The organism is Steroidobacter flavus (assembly GCF_042651805.1).
Taxonomy (GTDB): Bacteria; Pseudomonadota; Gammaproteobacteria; order Steroidobacterales; family Steroidobacteraceae; genus Steroidobacter; species Steroidobacter flavus.
Map to the genome: position 1 here is coordinate 1 of NZ_JBHSDU010000009.1, position 3,406 is coordinate 3,406.

The window sequence follows — 3,406 nt, forward strand, 5'->3', positions numbered from 1 at the left end:
CACTTACGCCGAACGGTAAGGTCGACCGTCGTGCTTTACCGAACCCACAGGGACGACCGGAAGAACTGGGAGAGTACGTTCCGCCCCGTACGGAGCTTGAGCAAGCCTTAGCCGACGTATGGATACAGCTACTGCAAATTGATCAGGTTGGCGTTCAGGACAACTTCTTCGATATCGGGGGACATTCTCTCCTCGCCACCCGGGTAGTTACGCATATAAGCGAGCTACTGGACATAGAGCTGCCACTGCGCGCGATCTTCGAGAACCCAACGATTGAAGCATTGAGTGCCTACATCGTCGACGAGATTGCGGCTGAGATGTCTTCGGAGGAGGGTCTATGACTGAGTCCCGCAGGTCAGATATTTCCTCCGAGCACCTCAGGACACTGAGCTTAGGGGAGATCAAGCAACTAAGACGACGGCTCGAAACTCGGAAGAGCCGTACCGTGCTTCCCCCTCTCGTTCCTCAAGAGCGCGGGCTAGCCGCGCCGCTTTCATACGCGCAGGAGCGACTGTGGTTTCTAGACCAACTGGGTCTCGTCGGGCCAGCCTATAACACGATGATGGCGTTGGAACTGGACGGGCACCTCAATGTTGCGGCGTTGGAACACAGCCTGTTTGAGATTGTGCGTCGGCACGAGAGTCTGCGTACGCATTTCGAGTCGATTGCGGGCAATCCAGTCCAAGTTGTGGACCCACCGAGGGAGTTCCTACTGAGCGAAAATGACCTTTCGGCGCTAGAAAAGACAGCGCGGTCGCTAGAAGTCAAACTTCTTATGAGGCAGGAAGTGGAGCGGCGTTTTGATCTTAGTACTGGACCGATGCTGCGCGCCTTATTGTTGAAGTTAAGATCTCAGCAGCACATTCTACTTGTGACCATGCATCATATTGTGTCTGACGGCTGGTCACGGTCGGTGTTGCATCATGAACTCGGGGCCTTGTATGCAGCGTTCGCTCGCGACGAGCCATCACCCTTGCCAGAGCTTCCAGTTCAATATGTGGATTATGCGATCTGGCAGCGGACGTGGTTGACTGGGGAGATTCTAGACAATCAATTGAGATACTGGAAAAAGCAGCTCAAGGACGTGTCTTTCCAGCTCGAGCTGCCCTCCGACCGGCCCCGCCCGGCGTTGGAAAGCTTTAAGGGAGCAGAGTTCAAGTTCGTGCTGTCGACTTCGATATCGAAGGCCCTGAAGGACCTTGGCCGGCGAGAGGGGGCTACGCTCTTCATGCTGGCTCTTGCTGCTTTTCAGCTCCTACTTTCGCGCTGGAGCGGTCAACGCGACATCGTGGTGGGCGCGCCCATTGCTGGCCGAGGAAATCGAGAGGTTGAGCGGCTCATCGGTTTCCTCGTCAATACGCTGATTCTTCGAGTGGATGTGTCGGGACATCTCACATTCCGACAGTTGCTTGGGCGAGTTAAAGAGGTGACGCTTGAGGCTTATGCACATCAGGAAGTGCCGTTTGACGCGCTCGTGAAGGAGTTGCGCCCGGACCGCAATCTAGCTTGCCAACCAATCTTCCAAGTGATGCTCGCGATGGAGAACTATCCAGAACAGCAGTTGGAGCTACCGGGAATCACGTGGACGCCGATAGACGTGGATCGTGTCACTACCCATTTCGATCTGACGTTATATCTACTCGACGGTCAGGCTGGATTGGCGGGTACCTTTGAATATTCGACGGATTTGTTTGACGAGAGCACCATTGCGCGTATGGCCGCGCACCTTAGAGTGTTGCTGACGGCGGTCATTGAAGACCCGGACAAGCCGATAGCACAGCTGAGGATGATTGATGAGGCGGAGAAGCGGAAGTTGGCAGAAGTATGGAATGCGACAACCGCGAATTACCCGCGCGGAAGTCTGATCCATGAGCTATTTGAAGAACAGGTCCGTAGATCGCCGGATGCTATTGCCGCGTTGTGGATGGGGGAAGACATAACATATTGGGAACTTAACCGGAGGGCTAATCGACTCGCAGACTACTTGAGAGAGCGGGGGGAGTTCATCGGGGAGTTTGTTCCGATTCTGATGCAGAGATGCTTGTTGATGCTAGTGGCGCAACTGGCGGTGCTGAAGAGCGGTGCCGCCTATGTCCCGCTGGATCCTGCGCTCCCGAGGGAGCGGCAGCTGTTGATGATCAGGGACTGCAGGGCGCGCTGGGCGCTTACGGATCAGCCGGTTCAATCCGTGATGGAGACGAAGAGCGTGCGTTGGGTTAACTGCACGGATGCGATGGCGACGGTCGAGCCCCTGCCGAAACCGAGTCAACCATTGCACCTGGGCCGGCCGCTCGCTGCATACGTCATGTATACGTCGGGATCAACTGGTGTTCCTAAGGGCGTGGCCGTTCCGCATCACGCAATAAGCCGCTTGATATTCAACAATGGGTACGCAGCGATAGATCCAACGGACTGTATAGCTCATTGTAGCAATCCTGCATTTGATGCATCGACCTTTGAGGTCTGGGCGGCATTGTTGAATGGAGCCCGGGTGCTAATCGTCCCTCAGTCCACAGTCATCGATCCGAGCAGGTTAGCTCGCGTGCTGAAAGATCACGGTGTCACTGTCCTTTGGTTGACCATCGGGCTGCTTACACAATCATTAGCGGCGATAGGATGCGTTCTTGGTCAGTTGCGCTATCTGCTTACAGGGGGTGATGTTGTAGAGCCAGCAACCGCAAAAAGGGTATTGCGCGAGATTCGACCCCAGCGGTTCATCAACGCATATGGGCCAACCGAGTGCACCACTTTCTCGACGACTCAGCTCATCGACTCAGTCGAAAGTGCCGAAGTTTCCATACCCATCGGGCGACCGATCGCCAATACTCAAATCTACATTCTTGACCGCTATATGGAGCTAGCGCCCATCGGGGTGGCGGGTGAAATCTATATCGGTGGAGAGGGCGTCGCCCTTGGTTACGTAAATAGACCGCAATTGACATCGGAACGATTCGTCGCGAACCCATTCTCTCTGACGTCAAGCGGGCGTCTCTATAAAACTGGCGACGTTGCACGTTGGCGCGCGGATGGAACGATTGAGTTTTTGGGCCGCCATGATACGCAAGTCAAGATTCGCGGATTTCGGATTGAGCTGGGTGAGATTGAAGAGCAGCTGCGCAAGAATCCGCAGGTGAAAGCGGCTGTCGTGATCGCATGTGATGGGGGGGCAGAGGATAAGAGAATCGTCGCGTATGTGGTCGCTGAACCAAGGAACAAGCATCTGCGTGAAGAGTCAGAAAGGGCCGGTGATGAGGTCATTGGTCAGTGGAAGGTGTTGTACGAAGAAACCTATTCCGGTCCGCAAAGGGGTCCGAGCTATATTGGCTGGGACAGTAGTTACACGGGTCAACCGATCCCCGAAGTGCAGATGCAGGAGTGGCTATCCTGCACGGTGGAGAGAATTCGA

2 protein-coding genes are annotated in these 3,406 nt (G+C 55.0%); both read left to right on the forward strand.

Annotated features, from left to right (window positions below):
- On the forward strand, window positions 1–341 hold a 341-nt coding region (locus ACFPN2_RS21360), incomplete at its 5' end, for a phosphopantetheine-binding protein (protein ID WP_380600372.1).
- Window positions 338–3,406, forward strand: a 3,069-nt coding sequence (locus ACFPN2_RS21365; RefSeq protein ID WP_380600374.1) for a non-ribosomal peptide synthetase, incomplete at its 3' end; no start/stop codon positions are given. The genes ACFPN2_RS21360 and ACFPN2_RS21365, both read left to right, overlap by 4 nt.